Source organism: Shewanella sp. SM29 (genome assembly GCF_025654245.1).
GTDB lineage: Bacteria > Pseudomonadota > Gammaproteobacteria > Enterobacterales > Shewanellaceae > Shewanella > Shewanella oncorhynchi.
Window position 1 is genome coordinate 26968 of record NZ_JAKKRN010000038.1, and the last position, 21819, is coordinate 48786.

25 protein-coding genes are annotated in these 21819 nt (G+C 44.3%); 13 read left to right on the forward strand and 12 right to left on the reverse strand.

From position 1 onward, the window contains the following. Nucleotides 1–157: 157 nt before the first annotated feature. The 3 genes from L5L77_RS19620 to L5L77_RS19630 all read left to right on the forward strand — a co-directional run bounded on the left by L5L77_RS19620 (nt 158) and on the right by L5L77_RS19630 (nt 3509). Nucleotides 158–631 (forward strand): NTF2 fold immunity protein, encoded by a 474-nt coding sequence (locus tag L5L77_RS19620; protein WP_131525690.1) that lies wholly within the window; start codon nt 158–160, stop codon nt 629–631. A 122-nt stretch (nt 632–753) separates the two neighbouring features. Further along, nucleotides 754–1284: a DUF4303 domain-containing protein gene (locus L5L77_RS19625; RefSeq protein WP_219250214.1), complete on the forward strand. Its 531-nt coding sequence runs from the start codon at nt 754–756 to the stop codon at nt 1282–1284. A 320-nt stretch (nt 1285–1604) separates the two neighbouring features. After that, nucleotides 1605–3509, forward strand: coding sequence for a methyl-accepting chemotaxis protein (locus L5L77_RS19630; RefSeq protein ID WP_219250215.1), 1905 nt, complete (start codon nt 1605–1607; stop codon nt 3507–3509). A gap of 143 nt (nt 3510–3652) precedes the next feature. On the opposite strand, the gene L5L77_RS19635 is transcribed toward L5L77_RS19630, so the two are convergent. From L5L77_RS19635 to L5L77_RS19645, 3 genes are all read right to left on the reverse strand, one after another. Next, nucleotides 3653–4141, reverse strand: coding sequence for a hypothetical protein (locus tag L5L77_RS19635; RefSeq protein WP_219250216.1), 489 nt, complete (start codon nt 4139–4141; stop codon nt 3653–3655). Between the two features lie 76 nt (nt 4142–4217). Continuing rightward, a complete protein-coding gene (locus L5L77_RS19640) occupies nt 4218–4772 on the reverse strand; it encodes a DUF1415 domain-containing protein (protein WP_263184624.1) in 555 nt (184 codons plus the stop codon). 26 nt (nt 4773–4798) lie between these two features. After that, nucleotides 4799–5392, reverse strand: a complete 594-nt coding sequence (locus L5L77_RS19645; RefSeq protein WP_113938904.1) for a LysE family translocator — start codon at nt 5390–5392, stop codon at nt 4799–4801. Between the two features lie 397 nt (nt 5393–5789). On the opposite strand from L5L77_RS19645, the gene L5L77_RS19650 reads away from it, so the two are divergent. Further along, nucleotides 5790–6473: a DUF4136 domain-containing protein gene (locus L5L77_RS19650; protein ID WP_317629718.1), complete on the forward strand. Its 684-nt coding sequence runs from the start codon at nt 5790–5792 to the stop codon at nt 6471–6473. Nucleotides 6474–6721: 248 nt separating this feature from the next. Here L5L77_RS19650 and L5L77_RS19655 read toward each other — a convergent pair whose 3' ends face one another. From L5L77_RS19655 to L5L77_RS19665, 3 genes are all read right to left on the reverse strand, one after another. Then, entirely contained in the window at nt 6722–7543 is an 822-nt protein-coding gene (locus tag L5L77_RS19655; RefSeq protein WP_028760536.1) for a DUF2797 domain-containing protein, read from the reverse strand. Nucleotides 7544–7704: 161 nt separating this feature from the next. Beyond that, complete coding sequence (locus tag L5L77_RS19660; RefSeq protein WP_168823092.1) at nt 7705–8358, reverse strand: DedA family protein; 654 nt, start codon at nt 8356–8358, stop codon at nt 7705–7707. Between the two features lie 477 nt (nt 8359–8835). Further along, nucleotides 8836–9336 (reverse strand): glycine cleavage system protein R, encoded by a 501-nt coding sequence (locus tag L5L77_RS19665; RefSeq protein ID WP_028760534.1) that lies wholly within the window; start codon nt 9334–9336, stop codon nt 8836–8838. Between the two features lie 200 nt (nt 9337–9536). Here L5L77_RS19665 and L5L77_RS19670 point away from each other — a divergent pair, with 200 nt between their 5' ends. The 6 genes from L5L77_RS19670 to L5L77_RS19695 all read left to right on the forward strand — a co-directional run bounded on the left by L5L77_RS19670 (nt 9537) and on the right by L5L77_RS19695 (nt 16976). Then, the gene (locus L5L77_RS19670; RefSeq protein WP_263184622.1) at nt 9537–11795 is read left to right on the forward strand and encodes an ABC transporter permease subunit; all 2259 of its coding nucleotides are present in this window, start codon (nt 9537–9539) and stop codon (nt 11793–11795) included. Nucleotides 11796–11854: 59 nt separating this feature from the next. After that, a complete protein-coding gene (pstA, locus tag L5L77_RS19675; RefSeq protein ID WP_263160595.1) occupies nt 11855–13513 on the forward strand; it encodes a phosphate ABC transporter permease PstA in 1659 nt (552 codons plus the stop codon). Nucleotides 13514–13546: 33 nt separating this feature from the next. After that, nucleotides 13547–14365 carry a phosphate ABC transporter ATP-binding protein PstB gene (gene pstB / locus L5L77_RS19680; RefSeq protein ID WP_028760531.1) on the forward strand — a complete coding sequence of 273 codons (819 nt, stop codon included), beginning with the start codon at nt 13547–13549 and terminating at the stop codon, nt 14363–14365. A gap of 70 nt (nt 14366–14435) precedes the next feature. Then, nucleotides 14436–15146, forward strand: a complete 711-nt coding sequence (gene phoU / locus L5L77_RS19685; RefSeq protein WP_028760530.1) for a phosphate signaling complex protein PhoU — start codon at nt 14436–14438, stop codon at nt 15144–15146. A gap of 499 nt (nt 15147–15645) precedes the next feature. Continuing rightward, nucleotides 15646–16728: a DUF3137 domain-containing protein gene (locus tag L5L77_RS19690; protein WP_263184620.1), complete on the forward strand. Its 1083-nt coding sequence runs from the start codon at nt 15646–15648 to the stop codon at nt 16726–16728. A 95-nt stretch (nt 16729–16823) separates the two neighbouring features. Beyond that, a complete protein-coding gene (locus tag L5L77_RS19695) occupies nt 16824–16976 on the forward strand; it encodes a hypothetical protein (RefSeq protein ID WP_181800804.1) in 153 nt (50 codons plus the stop codon). Nucleotides 16977–17059: 83 nt separating this feature from the next. Here L5L77_RS19695 and L5L77_RS19700 read toward each other — a convergent pair whose 3' ends face one another. The 5 genes from L5L77_RS19700 to L5L77_RS19720 all read right to left on the reverse strand — a co-directional run bounded on the left by L5L77_RS19700 (nt 17060) and on the right by L5L77_RS19720 (nt 19444). Next, nucleotides 17060–17188: a hypothetical protein gene (locus tag L5L77_RS19700; protein WP_263186062.1), complete on the reverse strand. Its 129-nt coding sequence runs from the start codon at nt 17186–17188 to the stop codon at nt 17060–17062. 12 nt (nt 17189–17200) lie between these two features. After that, nucleotides 17201–17572 (reverse strand): pentapeptide repeat-containing protein, encoded by a 372-nt coding sequence (locus L5L77_RS19705; RefSeq protein WP_263223354.1) that lies wholly within the window; start codon nt 17570–17572, stop codon nt 17201–17203. Between the two features lie 94 nt (nt 17573–17666). Further along, a complete protein-coding gene (locus tag L5L77_RS19710; RefSeq protein ID WP_263186058.1) occupies nt 17667–18278 on the reverse strand; it encodes a hypothetical protein in 612 nt (203 codons plus the stop codon). A 139-nt stretch (nt 18279–18417) separates the two neighbouring features. Beyond that, on the reverse strand, nt 18418–18897 hold the full coding sequence (locus L5L77_RS19715) for a hypothetical protein (protein WP_263223355.1): 480 nt from the start codon (nt 18895–18897) through the stop codon (nt 18418–18420). Between the two features lie 73 nt (nt 18898–18970). Next, nucleotides 18971–19444, reverse strand: coding sequence for a hypothetical protein (locus L5L77_RS19720; RefSeq protein WP_263223356.1), 474 nt, complete (start codon nt 19442–19444; stop codon nt 18971–18973). 380 nt (nt 19445–19824) lie between these two features. Between L5L77_RS19720 and L5L77_RS19725 the strand changes: the two genes are divergently transcribed. After that, a complete protein-coding gene (locus L5L77_RS19725; RefSeq protein ID WP_263223357.1) occupies nt 19825–20103 on the forward strand; it encodes a hypothetical protein in 279 nt (92 codons plus the stop codon). Between the two features lie 199 nt (nt 20104–20302). Here L5L77_RS19725 and L5L77_RS19730 read toward each other — a convergent pair whose 3' ends face one another. Then, nucleotides 20303–20698: a VOC family protein gene (locus L5L77_RS19730; protein ID WP_263184616.1), complete on the reverse strand. Its 396-nt coding sequence runs from the start codon at nt 20696–20698 to the stop codon at nt 20303–20305. A gap of 185 nt (nt 20699–20883) precedes the next feature. Here L5L77_RS19730 and L5L77_RS19735 point away from each other — a divergent pair, with 185 nt between their 5' ends. After that, nucleotides 20884–21465 (forward strand): DUF502 domain-containing protein, encoded by a 582-nt coding sequence (locus tag L5L77_RS19735; RefSeq protein WP_028760527.1) that lies wholly within the window; start codon nt 20884–20886, stop codon nt 21463–21465. Between the two features lie 196 nt (nt 21466–21661). Continuing rightward, nucleotides 21662–21819 (forward strand): transposase (locus tag L5L77_RS19740; RefSeq protein ID WP_263185135.1); only part of this gene is annotated, 158 nt, incomplete at its 3' end.

A 21819-nucleotide genomic window follows, 5' to 3' on the forward strand; every position in this document is an offset into this window, starting at 1 on the left:
TGCCGAGTTTGCAGTGGTGCAAGCTCGTTTGAGCGTAAAGGATTGGTTTTAATACGTCGTTTAATCGCGGTAAAGAGTCATTCGTCTGTCCCGATATGGTATAAACTCTTGGCGGGTTTGACCGACAGACTTATAAATAAAGGAGTCAATAATTTAAATGGATGATATTGAATTAAAAGCATATTTAACAGAGAAAGTGTTATCTTTTTGTACGCGCTGGAACAGTATCGAAAATACCCTCTATACCGAAAGAACTGCCGAAGAAGATAAGCTACGGCAGGAATTGCCAGTGGCTGAATTCCATTATGCGAAGCAAACCGATTGGTTTGCTTTACTGAATGAGCAAATAGCGCCGTTATTTGACGATTTTTGCACCGAAAAACAGCGCGTTTACGGCGGAAAAGTGCGTAATTCCTTCGGGTTTCCTTCAAAATTTAATGGTTGCGCTCATCCTCTTGAAGTGCAAATTACTTTAAAAAATAAAAGCAGAGCCGAAATTTATATTAAAACCAACACTAACTTCGAAGATGAGTATTTGTTTATTGCTCTCAAAAAAGCCGATGAATGGCGTATCGATAGCTATAAAAATCGTCGCTATGGCAATGAGAAATGGAGCGTACAAATCCTTTAATTCAGCTTAATCTCAATGCTTGACGTTAGTAAAAAATGACTAAAGCATTGAGTTTAGTAACGTCGGTTTAATTTAAGTGATGCACTGAGACACAAAAAATATTGTATAAATGGAACATCTTTATGCCATTAGATAATGCTCTTATTGCTCGAATCAAAGCCGAGACATTGCGGTTTACAACGGTTGAGGTTGAGCAATTTTTATTAGCTCATCCTGATAAAACCTTTTATGCCTTTGCTTTTGACACCCATGCTGAATACGCAGAATTAAATCTTTGTTTTAATACAGAGGCAGATTTTCAGCAGCGATTGGCCTATTACCAGTCTGGGGAATGGGCTGAGTCATACCAAAGCCCTGAGGCTATCCAAGAACTTAAATTCAATACAGGTGACTGGGAGTATCAATGTTTTAGTACATGTTACCTGCTTTCAGAGGATGAGTTGCAGACGATTCAACAGAGCTTACCCGAGGATGACTTTAGTGAGTGGGAGGAGATAGCACGGCAAATACGCGCAGTGTTTAACGAATGTCTAGTGTTGTTTACCCAAACTGAAGTCTATCAAGCGATCCCTAAAATCGATGGTTTTATGGCCTTTAGTATCGACCATGACGAAGATGTATCGGATATTGTGATGTCACCAGCCTTGTCGTAGTGCTCAAATTTATTGTTTTAATTTGGCTGTGTGTCTATTGTAAATCGAATGCAGCTACTTGCGGGCACGCTTAATCTTCTCTTAAATAATGGTCCATTCATGGCCTTCTACGATGACATGTCATCACTCTTTCATTTTTGTTGTCATTCCCACAATGCTTTCTCTTGCTTCTGACTTCCACAATACATCCTTAATTTAAATGTTATACATATAATGTATTTTATAGATTGGTTAACTGGGTCAATAAACGGCCATGAAAAACTCATTACAATTGCATTGGATTTGTATATTCATTTTTAAATTTGATATGGGGTATTTAAATGGAAGGTTTGCGCCGCCTGCTAGGAAACATGACGGTAACCAATAAGTTAAGGCTTGGTTTTGGGATCTTGTTATTGCTGATATTTATTGTGGCAGCGGCTGGATACAGGGGACTTACCTCAATCGATATCAGCAGTAGTCGGTTGGAGTTTATTGCCAATGTCGATAAAACACTGCTTGCGGCTAAGGCCGCAAGATTAGAATTTATCGCAAATGGCGATTTAAAAAAATTGGATGAACTACAGAGCTTAATTGAAAATACAAAAAGCGGTTTACAGCAACAGTTGTTAGCGTCTAACGATGCATACGATCGGCTGTATCTTCAAGAATCGTTAGTGGTGACGGAGCGGTATCATCAATCAATAAATCAGTTTAGTGATGTGTTTAAGCATAAACAGGAATTGAAAGTCACGGGTGCTCAAGTGGGGGCCAAGTTGGTTGCCACCTATGCGGAGCTGGTCGATAGAATGACCAACAGGGCGCAAGCGACGCAAAATACTGAATTATTAAAAGATGCCTTAAGTGTTAGCCAGCAAATGACCATGTTACGTTATCACATCCGAGGCTATGTCTATGATGCTAGTGATCTCAATTTAAAAACGGCAAAAGATGCCATTGCCAGATTGTCACAGACTATCGCCACTCTTAAGGGAGAGGATACCGCACAAGCCATCCAGATATTGGACCGTTACGACCATGATATTGATGCTATGGTCAATGTTAATCGTGATATGAATAACCTAGCGCAGTCAATGGGCGGCGCAGCACAAACATTGATGGTGAATATTCGTGAATTAGTTGACATCCAAAAGCATAAACGGGCTGACGCTGATGCCCAAGCAAAGGCTGTGGTACTCGGTGCGTTAATTGTCGCCTTGGTTGTCGGCCCCTTACTTGCGTGGTTAATCAGTGGACAAATTGTCGGGCCACTTAAACAAACCCTCCTTACAGCGAGAAAAATTGCCACAGGTGATTTAAGCAGCACTATCCACTCAGAGCGTCAGGACGAGATGGGGGAATTATTGCGTGCCATGGGTGAAATGAATAGCACCCTTAAGCAAGTGTTGACACAAATAGGCGATAGCGTGGTGCAGTTGGCTTCATCGGCTGAGGTGCTTTCTGCGGTCACTGAACAAAATCGTGCGGGTATGCAAAATCAGCGTAGTGAAACTGACCAAGTTGCCACCGCGATTAATGAAATGGCGGCGACAGTGCAAGAGGTTTCTACCAGTGCTGAAAATGTTGCGCTAGCGGCTAAAGAGGCGGATCACACCACTGCAATAGGTAATAAAAAAGTTATTGAAGCGGTCAGTCAAATCGAACTTTTAGCCAAGGAAATAGCGACCACGGCACATGCGATGGAGCGCTTACAATCGGAGAGTGACAGTATCGGTTCCGTCCTTGATGTGATCAAATCGGTTGCACAACAGACCAATTTACTCGCGCTAAATGCGGCCATTGAAGCTGCAAGAGCAGGTGAGGCGGGACGGGGATTTGCAGTGGTGGCCGATGAGGTGAGAAGCCTTGCGAGTCGAACACAATCCTCTACTGAAGAAATTGAAAATATGATTGTTAATTTGCAAAAGGGGACACTGGAGTCGGTACAAATGATGACCAAAAGCCGAACATTAAGTGATGGCGCAGTGTCATTATCCCGCGAAGCGGGTGAAATGTTAGTGGATATTGCCGATGCGGTTAGCCGTATCCAGGATATGACACATCAAATTGCCGCTGCCTCGGAAGAACAAAGCGCCGTGGCAGAAGATATTAATAAAAGTATTGTGAGAGTTAGGGATATTGCCGAACAAACCGCTGATGGCGCGGCAGAAACTGCACGTTCCGCCGACGATCTTGCTAGCCTTGGTGTTACGCTAAAAGAATTACTAAGACGTTTTCAGTTATAGGTTTGACAGATCTTATTCGCGAGCATTAACGACCATGATAAAGATATCGTCGGTATGCCTGCGGGTAAGCTATTTTAAAAACATTGATTTATAATGTATAAATTATTAATTTATAATGTTTTATTTATTATGGCCTACTTATGTTAGTAGGCCATGATTTCCAATTGCTCGATTATCTGGTTGCCTTGCTCAAGCCCTACATGGTTAACAATCATCGCTTTAATTAGCTCAACATAGGTTGGCTGGATATTGACGTTATCATCGAAAAGGGCTTTATCCGTTTCAGTGATAAGAGCCGCAATTTCATTAAAGCAGCGAGACATTTTGGCTAAATCGGTAAAAAGAAGGCAGGGCTCCCAACGGCCTGCACCATGGCGAGCGAAAAGAATGTGCCCGTCCTTTAAATGATAAATTAAGGGGTCGCCATGTGAACTTGCAAGCACTAACCAATTGTTATCCCAAGCCGATTCTTGCGCTCGGGTGATACCATGCCAGCGATAACCCAGTTGAAAGTCTATCAGCTCTTCAACTCGTGGGAATTCAAATAAGGCAAAACCTATATCAAGTTGGCGCGAGTCAGGAATTGCTGTGCTTAAAAAGTGGCAGAGTTCTTCGGGCAACACTATATCCATCGCTGTTACATTCCTTGTTTGTTTAAGCTTTGAGTTGGTTTTCTGAAAATGGCATTTCACTGCCTAGTATGAGTTGTTATGAGGATTTCCCCATGCACTCTGCTAACAGTTTGACGAAAAAGTCGCTGCCTTTGCGTTCGCAAAAGGCGATATTGCGCTCTGGGATGGTTTCGGGATCGTTGTAGTTAGCAAGGGCTAACTCCATGCTGGCTTCGCGGATAATATGCAGGGTTGGGTAGGGCGCGCGGTTGGTGAAGTTGGCTGCCCCGTCCTGTGGTTCGCCATCGAAACAATAGTCTGGGTGGAAGGTGGCGAGTTGGTAAGTGCCTTCGTACTCGTGTTCGATAAGCGTATCGGTTGCCATGTCGATGAGGTCGAGATAGGCATAAAACCCCTCAAAACCACGGGGTAGAATAAACAGTGTGGTTTCGGCTTCGGGGTGGGCGTCGAGGTATTGGCATTCTTCGATCAATGCCTTAAGCACTTGTTTGACTTTAGTTTGTTCCACTACCAGATACCGAATACTGCCGCGTTCGACTTCTTGTCTGGCGAAGGGGCAAATATTGTATTTCATGATCACTTTTTTCACCCAGTCGTCGGTTTGTTGAGTGATCATGTCAATTTCGTTCATGGCGGTCGTTTGCTCGTGCTTAAAAATTAGGGGGCGATCATAGGGATGATAGACGCCACAAGCAAGAGCGCCATGCTGATATTAAAAATCTTCTGTTGGCGCTCATTTTTTAAAATGCGTTTAAGGGCCACACCAAAGCCGAGCCAGACGATAGCGCAGGGAAAGGCGACGCACAAAAATACCGTTGCAATAGTGATGACCTGCGGGGTCAAATCCTGCTGTACTGACGTGAATGTCGCAATCGCGCCCACGGCCATGATCCAGCCCTTAGGGTTGACCCATTGAAAGGCCGCGGCTTGGATAAAACTGAAGGGTTTAGCAATGGCTTTGCCTTCCATCTTGCTACTGCTGTTGGCAATCAACCAAGACAGATACAAAAGGTAACCTATGCCGACGACTTTAATCACTTGATGGATGATAGGATAGCTTTGGAATAGGGCGCTCAAGCCCAAACCTATCGCGAGGATCATGGTCGGGAAGCCAAGGCTTATTCCCATAAGATGCGGAATACTGCGTTTTACGCCAAAGTTTACCCCTGAGGTCATCAGCATAATATTGTTAGGCCCTGGGGTGATCCCCGATGAAAAGGCAAACAACGCGATAGCGAGTATTAACTCCATAGATAGATCCACACCTTTATTTTAGTTTTATGGCATTGTGATTATTTGCCGCATTGAGCCTGCGATTTACTCATCGGACGGTACGCAATACTGTGTTGCTATTATTTATAATTTAGACATTTGATTGCAACGCAGGCGAGGCATTCTAGCGATTAAATGTTGCCGCGCCTATACGACATAGCGAGTTTATAAACTAAAAAGAATAACAAAATATGTACATGCCTCGATGGGATTGATGGCGTGAGAATAGGGCTAGCGCAGTTTGATGGTTTTCTGTGTTAGCACGAATATCAATATATTGGAATATGCTGATTTAACACTATGATGGATATCAGCTTTCAGTTTTAGTAATAGCAACTATCCTTAGACAGCATTTTATAGATTGAGGTAACAGGGCATGATGAATCCATCATTACATAGTGAGCTAAGTGGAGTGCTAAATCGACAGCTCAGTCGAGTTCCTTGCTGGGTTCCCGACCGAGTGTTAAATCGGTATTTGAGAGTGTTAATACTGCTTTTTAGCAGCGTTTTAGGTCTTACTGGGTGCGTAACTGTGACGGATAACGCGGCGCAGCCGTTGCGAACCACAATCGTGATGTCTGGCGATCTCAGTGAATTACCGTCAACGGCAATGACATTTACTTGGCATCCTAAATTTCAAAAAATCATTACAGATAAACGCTTAGATCCGCAGCCAGTGTTGCAACACATGCAAGCTGTATTAAAGCAAACTTTGCAGAGTAAGGGATATCGCTGGGTCGAAGATCCACTACTGGCGGATTTTCAGGTTGGCTTTGGCGTCGCTATGGGAACTGAAATGAGCGATGAACAAATTTTGGCAGTGACAGGGTTAGTCGCTGGGCTGTCAACCGACGGTGTGAATACCCAAAAGTATGACAAAGGTACCGTGGTGATAGCGCTCTTTAAACCCACTAAAATACAGGGCGTTGATGAGCCAATTTGGCGTGTGCTTGCCCAAGGTTTTGGCAACATTAAAAAGATGGATGAGCTAACCGAAAATTTCGACAGTCTCATTGCCAGTATGTTGGCCAATATGCCGTCGGTTAATGTGGCTCCTTAGCCAGCGTTTGAGCTTTAGTTCAGTTCTAAGTGAATTGAGTCAGCATTTTGGTTGGAGCATTCGCCAGATAAACGGGATTAGTGCTTAATTGAGGTGTCTTGGTCCCATGTTTGTGGTGCTAGCTCCCATTTTTGAACTGTGGGACATGGTACTTTAGTGACAGCCATCTCAATAAAGGGCGCGACAGTGAAAACTGCCGCGCTTTTTCATTTTAATGGAGGGAAGTTCCATTTTGATTTCAGACTGTTTCAGTCGTGCTCGACTGTGATCTCGTAGGATGAAAACTTACGAATGTTAATCACGCCCGTATCAAACATTAAATACTGCCCTTTGATCCCCTGCAAAATTCCGCTGACGACCACATCTTTATCGAAATTGTGCGAAGTGATCTTCTTCGGAAAGGTGTCAATTGGATAATGAATTGGCTGAATCGTTTCGTGCAAACGCTCGATACTGTAATCGCCTTTTTGCATGCCGATTTCGTGTAACTTAGCCTCAATTTGTGGGATCAGTTCCGCAGCCTTAGCATTTAAATCAATATCGTCGGCATGGCCTTTTAACATGGCTTGCCAATGGGTTTTATCATTAACCAGTTTTGCCAATTCTACTTCGACTAAGCCTGAGAGCTGTCTTGTTGAGACTTTAAAAATCGGTAAACCTTGGGTAGCACCTTGGTCAATCCAACGGGTGGGCAGTTGAGTGTGGCGGGTAATGCCGACTTTAACGCCCGAAGTATTCGACAGATATACATAATGCGGCACAAAACAGTGGCTCTGGGCCCACTCTGGTTCGCGGCAAGTGCCTTGGTCGTAATGACAAGTTTCCGGCTTCATGATGCACATATCGCAACTCGCCAGCTTTTGCATACAGACAAAACAATGGCCCTGCGAGTAACTCTTCTTGCTCTTTTTACCGCAGTTGCAGCAGAAGATATTACCCGTGTGGGTCAAGGTTAATTGCTTGCCTATCAATGGATTGAGCGGGAGTAACTCATCACCAATAACGAGTTGATATTGCACTTGTTGCGCGTCATCTAACTGCACGCGCATCTTTTTTAGCGTTCCTAACATGGTCATCCTAATGTGTTGCGTTCTGGTGCAGCTTAGTCGCTCATCATGCGTTCTAGTGCACGCTTTCGTTATATCGTCATTGCGTGGCCGTCAGTATACAAGATTATCCAAGTCAGTTTAGATAGGAATTCTCGATAAGTAAGTCGATTGACTGAGTGCACCTAAACCTCTTTTGTTTTACTTAACCATTTGTACACTAAGGCAATAATACCGAAAGTTAGCAAGGCTACTGGCAAGTAAATGATTATGCTCATAAATTGTGTTTGGTATTTTGTTGCTAATTGGGTATGGCTAATGAGATACCCAAAACCAACAACGGAAAAAATCCACACCATTGAGCTGATGAAGTTAATGAGTAAAAAACGACGGGAAGAAATACCCGTTGCACCTAAAATATAGGGGTAAACGGTACGAACAAAAGGAATATAACGTGCGAGTAGCAGGGTTATCACTCCATAGTTATCAATTAGGTGGGTCGCTTTTTCCTGATGTTTGATATCAATATTCGACAGCAGTTTTTGGTAAATTTGGGTATGCCCTAAAAATCGACCCTGTAAATAACCTATAGCTGTACCTGTAAAGGTTGCTAGAACCAATAACGGCATAATACCGATATGAAGAATATCTTGATAAATCAGCACTCCAGTGAGAAAGAGTAGGCTATCTCCGGGTAAAAATGCGGTGGGAATAAAGCCATTTTCTAACACTAAAAAGCCACAAATTAATGCGCTGACCATGAGGGCGATTTTAGGATTGGCTAAAACCGCCAGATCATTGTGTATCATGGCTTGGGCCAGTTCGTATAACTGCTCCATACGTACTACTCCCTAAAATAATTGATAAAACATAAAGATGGTAAAGCTCGAAAGCGGCAAAGTGGTCATTCTGAACCGGAGCTATGGTGTTTCGTGGGTTATTCTACCAAGGGAGCATGAATCGAAAGGCAGTTACAACATTAAATTTTGTTGGTGTTAGTGTGTTTATGGTTCAGTAATCGGGTTTTGTGGGCTTTTTATAGTAAAAATATTAAGCATTATTAGATGGTTAATAAATTTTAAATGATGACATCAACTTACAAACCCACTAGCCTGATTCCTATTCGAATTCTAACGATTCCAACTATCCAGTATTGATTGCACTGGCTTAACTTAATTTGAACACCTTGTCGCGAATATCGGTTTTTAAGCATTGCTTTAAGCGCTCTTAAAGTGCTTTTTGAAAGTGCCATTGCGAGAGCACTCTCTAAATATATTGGTGTGCTAAGTGTTAGCTTGCCGTAAAAGTTAATGGCATTAACGGCTTAATCTATCGAGCACGAGATCATCCCCAAGAGCATAGAGGGATTCTACCAGTTGATCTTCTTGGGCGAGATCTGTGAGTCCAAGGCCAATGGTGGCCCGAAAGAGTGCTATACCTGTATGGCCTGCGGTTTCATATTGACTACTAAACTGCTCGATATTGATGCCAATTGCATTGATTTTATTGGATATATCGAGCACAAGTCCGGGTCTGTCATAGGCCACTAGGTTGTAACTTAAGCGTTTGATGGGCTTAAGGGCGACCGAGGTTTTGGAGTAGGTGAGGGACAGGCTATCGATGCATTCTAGGGCCTCAATAAGCTCGTCCATGCGCAGTGACGGCACTTCGAGTAACAATATCGCGGCAAAGACACCGTCAATATGGCGTAATTCTGAGTCGAGCCAGTTGCCGCCATGACGACTCACAGCATGGGCGATTTGTTCTACTAATCCTTTTCTATCAGGTGCTTGTAGTGTGATTAAGTATCGTAGCATAGTGACTGACTCCTATTTTTTGTAAAAGGCACCTGTTTTAAAACGGGGTGTAACACAACTGTCATCTTTGCGTCATATAATCCAACGCACTTAGAATAAAGGATGTTGTTATTGCTCAGTTTACGTTCAAACAGTGTAAGCATAGCACTCGGCAAATCCTAGCGAAAAAACTCGCTAGCTATTAATAATAGAGGTTCTTAATGGAAAGTCAGGTCACTCAACCTGGTTCTGCATCGCACAGTATGCTTAAAGGCGGACGCTCGAATCGCAGGGCATTTAAGGATAAAGCGGCGCAAATCAGCGTCACTATCGGCGGCACTATGGTATTTGTCGCCTTATTGTTGATCTTCTTTTATCTGTTGTATGTGATTAAACCCATTTTCGACAGTGCTGATGTCATACCCGTTAAGAGTGTGAGTTATCAACACGCGGATGTGCCGACCTTAATGGTGGGTGCTGAAGAGCAAAATGAGGTGATGTACCGTGTGAGCGTTCATGGTCAAGTGGACTTCTATACTGTTGCCGACGGTAGCTTACTTTCTAGCTTTACCCCGACGTTACCTGCGGGTGTTACAGTCACCAGCGCCGCCGTTGCTGTACCGAGCGAACAACGTTTTGCGCTGGGATTAAGTAATGGTCAGGTCATAGTGGCGGGCCTAGAGTTTGGTTTAACGTACCCTAATAACAAACGTTTAATCACACCTAAACTGCGTTATCCCGCAGGTGAAACCCCCATTACCGTCGATGAGACGGGCAGCGCGATTCATAAGCTGACCTTCACTTATAGCTCAGACAAAATGAGTTTTGCTTATCAAGATGAAAGTGGTGTTTGGCGCCTCACTCGTCTCGAAGGGCAAGAGAACATGATGACTGAAGAAGTGGAGTGGGTTTCTACGACGTCACAAATTCAAGATGCGCCGAAGAAAGTCTCCCACGAGCTGATGACGCCCGATCAACGTCAATTGATGTTGCAAACTGGCAATAAAATTTTCGTGTACGACATCCGTGATACTGACAGCTTAGATCTGCTGCAGGTGATTGATGTTGAACGTGCTAAGGCACAAGTCAATAACGTGGCTTTGCTGGCGGGAGCGAGTTCATTACTGGTCAGTTATGACACAGGTATTGTGGCGCAGTACTTCCAAGTTAATGGTGAAAAAGGACGTTTATATCAAGAGATTCGTCAGTTTGATGACTTACCGCCCATCAGCTCGATTACCTCTGAATTCTATCGTAAGAGTTTTGCGACAGTGAGCCCTGAGGGTGAGCTAACACTACTTTATACCACGAGTCATCGTGAACTGTTTGATGCAAAGTTTGACCTTAAAAATCCCGGTAAAATGGGCTTTACCCCACGCTCAAACGGCATAGTCGTTGAGGCGGACAAAAAGCTGCATATCTTCAGTGTGGAAAACTCCCACCCAGAAGTGTCATGGAGCGCTATGTGGGACAAGGTGTGGTATGAAGGTTATCCAGAGCCTAAATATGTATGGCAATCGACCTCAGGTTCTGACGATTTCGAAGCTAAGTTGAGCTTAATGCCATTGGCCTACGGCACAATGAAAGCGGCATTTTATGCCATGTTATTTGCCGTGCCTTTATCCGTTGCTGGTGCGATTTACACGGCTTACTTTATGTCGCCTAAGGTGCGCGGTTTCGTGAAACCGACCATTGAAATCATGGAAGCATTACCAACGGTGATTTTAGGCTTCTTGGCGGGTCTGTGGTTAGCGCCACTGATTGAAGAGCATCTCCCCGGCATTTTAATTCTACTGATCTTATTGCCGACCTCGATACTCACGTCTGCCTATGGCTGGAGCAGGTTGCCGGGTAAGTGGAAACAACGTTTACCCGAAGTGTACCAAGAGCTGATGTTGATCCCTGTGGTCTGTTTCGTGGGGTGGTTCTCTTTTGCGGTCAGCCCAATCATCGAAGTGGCGCTGTTTGATGGTAATACCCGTCAATTCATCACTAACGAACTGGGGATCACCTTCGACCAACGTAACGCGCTGGTGGTCGGTATTGCCATGGGCTTTGCGGTGATCCCAACGATTTTCTCCATCGCTGAAGATGCCATTTTCTCTGTACCGCGTCATTTATCTAACGGCAGCTTAGCCTTAGGTGCGACGCCTTGGCAGACATTGACACGCGTGGTGTTGTTAACCGCCAGTCCGGGAATTTTCTCGGCCATTATGATGGGCCTTGGCCGCGCCGTTGGCGAGACCATGATCGTACTGATGGCCACAGGTAACACCGCCATCATGGAATGGAGCGTGTTCGAAGGGATGCGAACCTTGGCGGCAAACATTGCGGTTGAAATGCCTGAATCGGCTATCGGTAGCTCGCATTATCGTGTGCTCTTCCTTGCTGCGTTCGTACTATTCATCTTTACATTCTTCTTTAACACCATTGCAGAAGTGGTGAGACAGCGTCTACGTGAACGCTATAGCTCGCTGTAACGGGGATAAGACAATGACATTAAATACTATTTCGCCAGTGACCTTGAGAGGTTTGTGCAATGGGTAAGTGGGTAAAATCAGGCTCGCCATGGATATGGATGACGGGCGGTGCTGTGAGCATCAGTTTGATTGCCGTCTTAGGCTTATTATTGTTAATCGCATGGCGCGGCTTAAGTTACTTTTGGCCTGCAACCGTTTACCAGTGGGAGCTTGAAGATAACACGGGTGTACGTTCGATCTTAATTGGTGAGGTTTACGATAGGGAAGAAGTACCGACTGAGCGTTTGATTGCTGCTGGCCATGTGTTTAAGCAACATCCGGGCGAGTTTGTGACCCGTTACTTAGTAAAAACCGGTAACCGTGAATTTGTGGGTTTGGATTTCCGCTGGATATTAGGTACGGATATTGTTAGCCGTTCTGTGCCAAGCGAGGTCGCACTGATCGAGCGGGCTAAAAACGGTAACTTCTACGGTTATCCGATAGCCGTGATTGAAAATGGCAAGCGTCTTGATTTAGTGAATGATGCGATTGAATCTTCCTTAATGGAGCATATCGAACGCGCTGTTGCCTTATCGGATAAAGCGGTTGATTTGCAGAAGCAAGATATTGGCTCGATTAACTACGCCATTGAAAAATTGCGTTTGCAGGAGCGTCGTTTCGAGCTAGATGGGGAACTGACCGACAGTATTAAAGCTGAGTTGGTCGCCAAGAGAGCTCAACTGCAAGAAGATTACTTAGTGCTTGAAAAGGCGTTATTTGCCCTGCGTGATGATGCGGCGCGTGACTCGGTTATCGTCCGAGATATGCGCGGCGAAGAAGTTGAACTGAAGCTCGATACCGTTCTCGATGTGACCTATGTGAATCACTTAGGACTCATAGGCAAAATTGGTAAGTGGTTTGTCGGTATTGGACGCTTTATGAGTGACGATCCGCGTGAAGCCAACACTGAGGGCGGCGTGTTCCCCGCGATTTTCGGCACTGTATTTATGGTGATGTTGATGGCGGTTATCGTGACGCCATTTGGCGTGGTCGCGGCGGTTTATCTACATGAATATGCGAAGAAAGGCCCTATTACTAAGATGATCCGCATTGCGGTAATCAACTTAGCGGGTGTGCCCTCGATTGTGTATGGCGTATTCGGTTTAGGTTTCTTCGTGTACATGATGGGCGGTTCCATCGACCAATTGTTTTACGCTGAAGCTTTGCCTGCTCCTACCTTTGGTTCGCCAGGGGTGATTTGGTCGGCATTAACCCTCGCGATTTTGACGCTGCCAGTGGTTATTGTGTCGACTGAAGAAGGGTTAAGTCGTATTCCAAGCGCGGTGCGTCAAGGTAGTTTGGCACTGGGCGCGACTAAGGCTGAAACCCTGTGGCGGATTGTGATCCCGATGGCGAGTCCAGCGATCATGACGGGTTTGATTTTAGCGGTCGCTCGTGCTGCCGGTGAAGTGGCACCGCTGATGTTGGTGGGTGTCGTGAAATTAGCGCCAACATTACCACTGGACTTTAACTTCCCGTTTGTGCATTTAGAACGTAAGTTCATGCACTTAGGGTTCCATATATATGATGTGGGCTTCCAGAGTCCTAACGTTGAAGCGGCACGTCCTCTGGTGTATGCGACCTCTTTCTTGCTGGTGTCTGTGATTGTGGCACTCAACTTGACGGCCATTAGCGTGCGTAACCATTTACGTGAAAAATATCGTTCGCTTGAGCACTAATCAGCGATTATCCTGAAAGTATTAGGACTAAATATGATTTCTATAGATTCGACAGCAATGAAAACCAATAACTTTGATTTAGCTAACTTAAGCCAGAACGACACCGCGCTGGAGATCCGTAACTTAGATTTGCGCTATGGTGATAAGCAAGCGCTGTTTAATGTATCGATGAAGATCCCCAAGAAGCAAGTCACTGCCTTTATCGGCCCCAGTGGTTGTGGTAAATCGACACTATTGCGCTGTATTAACCGCATGAATGACTTAGTTGATAATTGTCATATTGGCGGCGAGATATTGCTGCACGGCCAGAATATTTACGACAAGAAAATCGACGTCGCGGCCCTGCGCCGTAATGTCGGTATGGTGTTCCAACGCCCAAATCCTTTCCCTAAGTCGATTTACGAAAACGTTGTTTATGGTTTGAGATTGCAAGGGCTGAATAACCGTCGTGAACTCGATGAAGCGGCTGAGCGTTCATTGCGCGGCGCGGCGATTTGGGACGAAGTTAAAGACAGATTGCACGATAACGCCTTTGGTTTATCTGGCGGTCAACAGCAACGTCTGGTGATTGCCCGGGCGATAGCCATTGAGCCAGAAGTGTTATTACTCGACGAACCAACATCGGCACTCGATCCGATTTCGACGCTGACGATTGAAGAGTTAATCACTGAGCTTAAGACGAAATACACTGTGGTTATCGTGACTCATAACATGCAACAGGCGGCGCGGGTATCGGATCAAACGGCCTTTATGTATATGGGTGAATTAGTTGAATATGCTGATACTAATACGATTTTCACCACACCGAAAAAACGTAAGACTGAAGATTACATCACAGGACGTTACGGTTAATCGCTTGAGTATCGGATAAGGCCACCACGGCTTGGTATGGGTCAACAGTTAAGTAACAGGTTGGAACGCAATGGAAAACATGAATTTAAGTAAGCACATTTCGGGTCAGTTCACCGCTGAGCTGGATGATATCCGTAATCGAGTGCTCGCCATGGGTGGCTTGGTTGAACGTCAGCTAGAGCAAGCGATTGATGCCTTAAGTGCCCTCGATGCCGAGTTAGCTCAGCGGGTGATTGCAGGCGATCATAAAGTCAATGCGATGGAAGTCTCCATTGACGAAGAATGCACGCGTATTATTGCTAAGCGTCAACCTGCGGCCAGTGATTTACGCTTGATTATCGCTATTTCAAAAACCATCGCCGATCTTGAGCGTATTGGTGATGCCTGTGTGCGGATTGCAAAAGCAGCATTAGATAAACGTTTGAATAATCAGCAGCCTTTGTTAGTTAGTATTGAAAATATGGGGCGTCATGCGACTCGGATGTTGCATGCGACTTTAGATGCCTTGGCCCGTATGGATGCAGATACCGCGTTAGAACTGCATAAAGAAGATGCTAAGCTTGACCGTGAATATGAAGGCATCATTCGCCAGTTAATGACCTATATGATGGAAGATCCGCGTTCAATCCCAGACATACTCGACGTATTATGGGCTGCACGCGCAGTTGAGCGTGTCGGCGACCGCTGCAAAAATATTTGTGAATACATTATTTACTACGTGAAAGGTAAAGACGTTCGTCATACTTCCTACGAAGATATGGAAAAGGACATGAAAGGCTAACACACGCATTAATCTGCTGTTGTAATGCCATTCGCTGAATAAAACGCTCCGCAGTCTCTGTGGAGCGTTTTGCTTTTAGGATGCTGAGCTAGGATCGTTGATTAGGATAGTGAGCTAGGATCGTGAGATAGAGAAGTGAGCTAGGATTTTGGGTTATGGATTGTGAAATTGGATAGCTAAATTAAATAGTTAAATTAGATTATGAACTGGCATTCTGGATCGGTACCGCGAATAAAGAAGGTCATTTTTGTGTTTACAATAAATTAACCTTTGTTTAATCTGATGCTTGCAATAAGTTTTAGCTGTTGGAAAAGGGCGGTAGACCTAGATAGTGAAAGTAGTCGAAGCCTAAGTGCTAGCGTTTTTGTGTTTAGCTGTGGATTGATATCACAGCATGTTAACCTCAGAATTTAACCGCCACCCTATTTGTTACCGCTAAGGTTTGGGGTTAGCAGCGCAACGGAATGGGCGCTGTGTCGGCGATAACATGGATAAGTTGATGAGCCCATTATTGTATTCTTTAAAGCAAGGTTTCGAAGCCCTTAAAAGTATTCGAAATCATATTTCTGAAGCGAATTTACCCGCTGATTTCCCCCGCGCTGAATTACCGCCACTGTACGAGGAAGCTAAAGCCGAGCTATTGCAGCTATTAGCGCCGCTAGAAGCCTATCGAATTGAAAAGCTTGAAGCTAAACTCTCCCGTAAAAAATGGGCGAAGCGTCTAGGTTGGCTCGTGTGCCTGCCCGCACTGGCCTTTGATTTAATCTCGTTAGCCTCTAACCATGACCCAACCATTTTGAGCCTGATCGTCATCGCCAGCATTTTGATGTGGGTTCATCTGCCTGAAATGCAATATAAGCGCCATTACAAATATAAAATATTGCCTGTTTTACTCAAAAAACTAGGGGACTACCGTTATAGCCCCGACTCCTGTGTCAACCTTGATTCAGTGGCCGATTTCGAACTTATGCCCCGTTTTAGCAAGCAACAATCAGAGGATCATATTCGTGGCAAGGTAGAAGATATCAGCTTCGAATTCTGCGAATTAACCTTAAAATCCCGCGGCAGCAAGTCAGACAAGATCCAATTTAAAGGTGGGGTCGTGATCATGACGATGCCCTTTAGCTTTGAATCCCATACCGTCGTTAGCCAAGATTATGGCTCCTTTGGTAACACCATGGCAGGCATCAAGAAACCCAGAGTGAAACTCGAAAGCGTGACCTTTGAGGCGATGTTTGAAGTGTATTCCCATGACCAGCATTACGCGCGATATCTATTGTCTCCCGCCGTGATGGAACGCCTCGTTGAACTGGAACAGTTATTCCGTAAAACGGCGCGCGGGTCGGGGCTGAGTATCGAATTTAAAGCCAATAAAGTGCTGATCATGGCGAGCTATTTTGGCAATTTATTTGATACCGTCGATATCAATTTACCCACCCATGATATGTCGAAAATTCCGCTGTTACAGCAGGAGTTAGTCTTGATTACTGGCATCATCAAACAGTTAAAACTGGATTATCTAGCCGCGCAAAATCTGGCGACACAGCAGACACTTGAGAGGATTAATACATTAGCGGGTTAACTAGAGCTGTTCTTTTCTCTGTATTTTGAACTGTACTTTGAGCAGGTTTTTATTCGTCGAGAGAAGAGGTTGCTCAGATCTTGAAGGCTTAGCGTTTGTTGGTATCCACTCATAAAGGCTTGCCATGGCATTTACTCACCGACGCGCAGCAAGTCCGTCCTTGGATGCTCGACCGCCCCGTCCATGGGGCGGACGGTCGTCTCGCTAATCACCATGGCACACCTTTCGAGCATTCGCGTAATCTGTAGATTTAAAAGACATACGCAACATGCTTTGGGACAAAAGCGTGTCAGGACGTCGACTGTATAAGGTGAATTTCGGATAAAAATTTCTATGGGTTAACGCCGAGTACAACGGCAGTTTGTAAGTTGTAGTTTTGTGGATTACTTTTGCGCAGCAAAACCACAAAGCTGCGGCTTACAAACTGTCCAGTGCACGAAGTGCGCGGGTTGTTACGCATTGTTATGTGCTTTTACTGTACTAGTTCATCACCAGCTACCAACGTGTAGCCATAACTAGTGGCACCAATGACTTTTACACCTTCAATATTTGCGCCATGGAACTCAGCAGATTCAATGGCAGCACCTTCAAATGAGGCGCCACTAAGATTGGCATTCTTAAAATTGGCACACTTAACATTACATTCACGAAAGCTAACGCCACGTAAGCTTGCATTCTCAAAATTGCAGTCAGAAAACCAAGAATGTATTTCAAAAGAAGCCCCATCCAACGTTATTCCTGATAGATCCAACTCAAAGAGATCGCACTCAGGAAAATATCTTTCTCCGTTCGCGTATCGGCTTTCCAATTCTTCTCTACTAGATGGCGCTTGATATTTATCCATTGCTGTTGCTCGCATACATAACGTTTGGTTAAGGGGCCGCGGAACGCGGTCCCGAGTGAGCGAAGCGAGCGACTTGAACCAGTTGTTAGCTTTCTCACTGGAAGTCACCGCGAGCTTTTAAAACACCACTTTGCTTTAGACGAAACAGCTCATCAACATAATTTCCGTATACAGCAATAGCTTTTTTGCCTTCAACTCTGTAGTAAGGTGCAGGAAATGCCTTTGCTATGCGGTCTTTTGCGATATCAGATATGTCGTAAAAAATTGGTTCGTTAAACTCAATTCTTACAGGCTTAATCGGCGTGTTTTTATTGTAGCTGTGCTCATAATCATATGATGCGTAGGTGCCAGCCCACTTGCCACTCTTGTCTTTGTATAGAGGTGAGAACTGATATTTTGAGTGAAAATATTGGCCGTTGTGCATTTCTACGTACAAGAGTACATGTTCATATAAAGAAAATTGTGGGGTGCCGTAGTGATCGTAAGCAGTAAATTCGATGCGATTTCCTTTGTACGTCCCCCTGTACGGTTCCAGTATTTCGTACGTTGCCAAGAATTGGCCGTCTAGGGATATTTCGCCATCCTTCGGAGGTACAGTCTCTAGGCTGATCTTTTTACCAATAAAAACGAAGTACTTACTATTTTCTTGCTCAGAAAAGGCTGGAAAAGAAAGTAATAAAAATATTAGTGTTAATGCTGCTCTCACGGTATTTCCTTGGAAGCTAACGCCGAGTTCAGCGGCAGTTTTTAAGTTGTGGTTTTATGGGAAACTTTTGCGCAGCAAAACCATAAAACCGCGACTTAAAAACTGTCCAGCCACGAAGTGGCGAGGCTGGAACGACTTGTTACATATTTTTTACATAATGCAAAGTTAAGCTGCTAATTTGCTTTTGGTGTAGAGAAATAATTGGGCTAATCAACATTGCTTCTTTACCACCCTTTTGCAAGGTAGAAATTACTTCAGTTGGCTTACTATAACGCTGAAGGAAAACCAGCCCGATTTTTTCAAAAAAAGCGAAAAGTTGTTGTGCAGACAACTTTGCTTCAATAGGGTTTGAAATAGCAAACCGAATTTGGCCAGAGCCTTCTATATTTCCCAGCTCTGCACCTATGCTACAAACACGCTCATTTTCAATTATATATTCAACGGACACACTTCCAACGGCATAAAAATCTGATGCATGATTAATGCAGGCAATATGGAAGTACCAAATTACGTTTTTCTGCTTTAGCTTGAATTGCCGATTGGATTTGATGAACTTCCAATGTGGCAACAATATTTTAAGCTCTTCTATAAATATTAACTGTAGTTCTGATATTTTCATGGTATGTAACGTTTGGTTAAGGGGCCGGCTTTAGCCGGTCCCAGTGAGCGAAGCGAACGATTTGAACCAGTTGTTAGCGGTTTTCCGAGAGTTCAACTGCTTTGCCATCACCGAACCCATCATGTATCCATACTTTTGCTGGAACAGTGTAACTCCAACCTCCAGCTTTCCACCAACACTCAGCAAACCAATGTTTTGTAGTGTTGGCGGCCAAGGTGAGGCCGTTAAATTCTTCGTCAGAGAAATACCTTTCGTCGAATGGCTCCATATTCTCTAAGCCAATCGAGAGCTCCATGGCTCTGCCTGGAAAAATGGATGGGTCGCTGTGATCTACTTTGTTATTTTCCCCGCGGTAGTAAATCCACGCCGTTGGGGTATCAAGACCATCTTCACCAAGAAATATTTGAACCTCTGCACCTTTCACAGAATCTGGAACGGCGATAGACAAAAGTTTTCTTAGTTCGTCAATAAGGTGTTGAGATGCACGTTCTAAGCAGCGACGGTAGCGTGCTTGAAATTGTTCTTTACTAAGGCCAAATGGAATCATGTGTTGATACCGCTAACATTTTATTAGTGCGCATGCGCGTTTACCTTATTAGACCAGTAAAAACGCGCATCATTAACTGCTTGTATTGCAAAGAACTTATCAGCTTTTTATCTAATACACCATCCGGAAAAACGCGCATGCGCGTTTTCCAAACCTATTAACTAATTTTGGAAAAGTATATGCAAATGATTTTAAAGGGTTTTATAAATTTTAGGCTGGATAAACGCGCAAACTAATGAGTGCAAAAACACTCAAAAGCATCTAAATTTAAATACGACTGTATACCCATACATTGTTAGTCGCTGTGCGGTAGGGCCATACATTAGGTAAATAGATAAGATTTTGTAGGGCAATTCATTCGTCAGTTTGCGACTCACCAAATGAATGCTAGCAAGCTTTGGGGCAATATCTTTTTAGCTAAACGAACAGCAGAAGTGTTAGTTAAGATTGGCATTGTTGCAACTGTGACCGTTGGCGGCATGGATGCCGTCGTCGAGCCCTCAGGGACGAGTTTATGGCGAGTCACAGGGGAAACAATGACAATGAATACTGCACAACTGACGATAAAATTATCTTGCTTTGGTGCAAATATCTTTTTAGCTAAACGAACAGCTGAAGGGTTAATGAGGATTGGCATTGTTGCACCAGTGACCTTCTAAAACATGGATATTTTATTAGAGCCCTTAGGGATGCTTCTTGTTAAATAAAGAGACGACGAGTCACTGGGGAAGTAATGACAATAAATGCCACTCAACTGTCGAGAGTCTTATCGCAAACAACAGTGAACCAGTATAACGTTAGCGGCAGTTCTGCTCGCCGCGTGCTAGCAGAACTGCAGCTGATATTGCCCTAATTCGCTTACCCAGTGCAGGCGGGCAGATATTCTGATAACTCAAGCAGGTTATAATCTGGGTCGCGGATATAGACAGAGTTTATCCGGCCTGTGGCACCGGTTCGTAGCACTGGGCCTTCAATGATTTTAATCTGAAGTGCGTTTAAATGGGCGATCACTTCTTCTATATTGTGGCTGACCACAAAACACAGATCGGCACTGCCGGGCATGGCTGCTGCGGCTTTAGGTTCAAATTCTGCGCCCGCTTGGTGCAGGTTAATCTTTTGGTCGCCAAAACTTAACGCAATACGCTGATTGCCAAATACCACTTTCTTCATCCCGAGCACGGTTTGATAAAATTCGACACTGACGGCGATGTCTTTTACTGTTAAGACCAAATGATCTAAGCGGGTTACGCGCATTTTACTTTCCTTAGAATGGCTCAGAGTGGGCCCTGAATTTGAACGCTGTCTCTATGCTTGAGACTATTACTGCCAGATACCTTACATCATGTGCTGGTGCAAAAGTGACTCTGTGGTAGCATTTGTGGCGTTTTTTGCGTAAATATTTTATGCCTTTTGTATCCCTATGACTGAATGAGAGTGTGATGAAAAAAACCTTAGCCCGCGGCTTAATGAATCTATTACCTATGGCCTTGAGTTTGTGGCTGTTTTGGTCGTTGTTTGTATCGTTAGATGGTTTAGGAATTGTAATTTTAGAGTTGGTAGGGATTAACCAACACTTTGTCGGCGCCGGTTTTATGCTGGTGGTGGCATTAGTTTTTGCCGTGGGCCTGCTGTTTTCGGTCAGCCCGATTGTGTGGCTTTATGGTTGGCTTGAGCGCCAGTTGATGCGTTTCCCATTGTTTAAATCGGTTTATGGCAGTATCCGTGATATCGCCTCTTTGATGAATCGTGACGGTAAGCCAACAAGCCAAAAGACAGTGTTAGTGAAACAGGCGAATGGCAGTTTTGTGGTGGGATTTATCATGACAGATACGCCGCCGCAGCCCTTGTTAGATGCGTTGCCTGAGGGCGATTGGGTGCCTGTGTTGTTCCAATTGAGCTATCAAATGGCGGGCGTGACGAGCTTAGTTAAGCGGGATGATTTAATTATGGTTGATTGGTCGTTTGAGGAGGCGATGCGCTTCAATTTAACTGCTGGCATTTCGCAGTCACCGACTAAGTAATCCGATGAAGGTTTGTGCGTTTTAGCGTTTAAAATTAAATTTTATGATTTTTGTGGTATAATTTTTTGGCGACCAATATGGTCGCCATTTTTTATGCTGAATATTCTAGGGTCTGTTGATCTTTCGAGAGTGATTTTTAGACAGCATGGCAAGACGTTATAATTTGCTTCGCCAAAAGTAACCATAACCTCAAGCCATGCCAAGACTTATGCTAACCGATGAACGCTGGGAAAAGCTATTTCATTTAATGAAAAGCACAGGCCGTGTTTATGACAAACCTGAACATAGACAAACATTCGAAGGTATTCTTTACCGCCTTAGAACAGGTATCCCTTGGCGAGATTTACCTAAAGA

Coding starts and splice junctions, on each gene's coding strand:
- L5L77_RS19620 (WP_131525690.1), top strand. CDS start 158: ATGGATGATATTGAATTAAAAGCATATTTAACAGAGAAAGTGTTATCT.
- L5L77_RS19625 (WP_219250214.1), top strand. CDS start 754: ATGCCATTAGATAATGCTCTTATTGCTCGAATCAAAGCCGAGACATTG.
- L5L77_RS19630 (WP_219250215.1), top strand. CDS start 1,605: ATGGAAGGTTTGCGCCGCCTGCTAGGAAACATGACGGTAACCAATAAG.
- L5L77_RS19635 (WP_219250216.1), bottom strand. CDS start 4,141: ATGGATATAGTGTTGCCCGAAGAACTCTGCCACTTTTTAAGCACAGCA.
- L5L77_RS19640 (WP_263184624.1), bottom strand. CDS start 4,772: ATGAACGAAATTGACATGATCACTCAACAAACCGACGACTGGGTGAAA.
- L5L77_RS19645 (WP_113938904.1), bottom strand. CDS start 5,392: ATGGAGTTAATACTCGCTATCGCGTTGTTTGCCTTTTCATCGGGGATC.
- L5L77_RS19650 (WP_317629718.1), top strand. CDS start 5,790: ATGATGAATCCATCATTACATAGTGAGCTAAGTGGAGTGCTAAATCGA.
- L5L77_RS19655 (WP_028760536.1), bottom strand. CDS start 7,543: ATGTTAGGAACGCTAAAAAAGATGCGCGTGCAGTTAGATGACGCGCAA.
- L5L77_RS19660 (WP_168823092.1), bottom strand. CDS start 8,358: ATGGAGCAGTTATACGAACTGGCCCAAGCCATGATACACAATGATCTG.
- L5L77_RS19665 (WP_028760534.1), bottom strand. CDS start 9,336: ATGCTACGATACTTAATCACACTACAAGCACCTGATAGAAAAGGATTA.
- L5L77_RS19670 (WP_263184622.1), top strand. CDS start 9,537: ATGGAAAGTCAGGTCACTCAACCTGGTTCTGCATCGCACAGTATGCTT.
- pstA (WP_263160595.1), top strand. CDS start 11,855: ATGGGTAAGTGGGTAAAATCAGGCTCGCCATGGATATGGATGACGGGC.
- pstB (WP_028760531.1), top strand. CDS start 13,547: ATGATTTCTATAGATTCGACAGCAATGAAAACCAATAACTTTGATTTA.
- phoU (WP_028760530.1), top strand. CDS start 14,436: ATGGAAAACATGAATTTAAGTAAGCACATTTCGGGTCAGTTCACCGCT.
- L5L77_RS19690 (WP_263184620.1), top strand. CDS start 15,646: ATGAGCCCATTATTGTATTCTTTAAAGCAAGGTTTCGAAGCCCTTAAA.
- L5L77_RS19700 (WP_263186062.1), bottom strand. CDS start 17,188: ATGCGTAACAACCCGCGCACTTCGTGCACTGGACAGTTTGTAAGCCGC.
- L5L77_RS19705 (WP_263223354.1), bottom strand. CDS start 17,572: ATGGATAAATATCAAGCGCCATCTAGTAGAGAAGAATTGGAAAGCCGA.
- L5L77_RS19715 (WP_263223355.1), bottom strand. CDS start 18,897: ATGAAAATATCAGAACTACAGTTAATATTTATAGAAGAGCTTAAAATA.
- L5L77_RS19720 (WP_263223356.1), bottom strand. CDS start 19,444: ATGATTCCATTTGGCCTTAGTAAAGAACAATTTCAAGCACGCTACCGT.
- L5L77_RS19725 (WP_263223357.1), top strand. CDS start 19,825: ATGAATGCTAGCAAGCTTTGGGGCAATATCTTTTTAGCTAAACGAACA.
- L5L77_RS19730 (WP_263184616.1), bottom strand. CDS start 20,698: ATGCGCGTAACCCGCTTAGATCATTTGGTCTTAACAGTAAAAGACATC.
- L5L77_RS19735 (WP_028760527.1), top strand. CDS start 20,884: ATGAAAAAAACCTTAGCCCGCGGCTTAATGAATCTATTACCTATGGCC.